The 647-nt window shown below is 71.7% G+C and carries 1 protein-coding gene; it reads left to right on the top strand.

The window, feature by feature from the left end; all coding sequences use genetic code 11:
* Window positions 1-647 (top strand): PKD domain-containing protein (locus BJP32_RS16670; RefSeq protein ID WP_143255503.1); only part of this gene is annotated, 647 nt, incomplete at both ends.

The following is a 647-nucleotide window of genomic DNA, read 5'->3' as shown; positions in this document are numbered from 1 at the left end:
CCTTTGGCTACGGCGCCGGCGACGGCAACGACCTCGTCGGGCAGCTCCGCAACGCTGCCCCAATCGCGGCCATCACCGGCTTCCCGGCCGGGCGCGGCGCCGCGCAGGCGGGAACGCCGCTGGCCTTCGCCGCGTCGGCCACCGACGCCGACGGTGACCCGCTCACCTTCACCTGGGAGTTCGGCGACGGCGACACGGCCACGGGGGCTAGCGTCTCGCACGTCTACGGGGCAGGAGCCGTGGGAGAGCGAACGGCCAAGGTCACCGTCTCCGACGGTCGCCTGTCGAGCACGGCGACGATCCCCGTCGACGTCACAAGCCCGCCGAGCCCGCCCACCGGCAACAGCCCGCCGCCCGCAAGTCAGCCGCTGGCCGACACGACCGCGCCGGTGCTGACGGTCACGATCGCCAAAGGCCAGAAGCTCTCCAAGAAGGGCACGATCAACGCCAAGCTCCGCTGCAGCGAGGCCTGCACGGTGACGCTCGCGACCTCGATCAAGCCGCCTGGCAAGAAGAGCCGGCTCAGCACCAGCACCGCAGGCGTTCAGCTCGAAGGCGGCGTGACCATCACGGCGGCGGTGGCCGTTCCCAAGCCGGCGCTCGCCGCCGTTCGGCGTGGAATCAAGCGCAAGCTCACGAGCACGCTG

Source organism: Brevundimonas sp. ZS04 (assembly GCF_001956865.1).
Lineage (GTDB): Bacteria > Pseudomonadota > Alphaproteobacteria > Caulobacterales > Caulobacteraceae > Brevundimonas > Brevundimonas diminuta.
The sequence above is the reverse complement of the archived record's forward strand: the minus strand, read 5'-3'. Positions and strand labels throughout refer to the sequence as shown.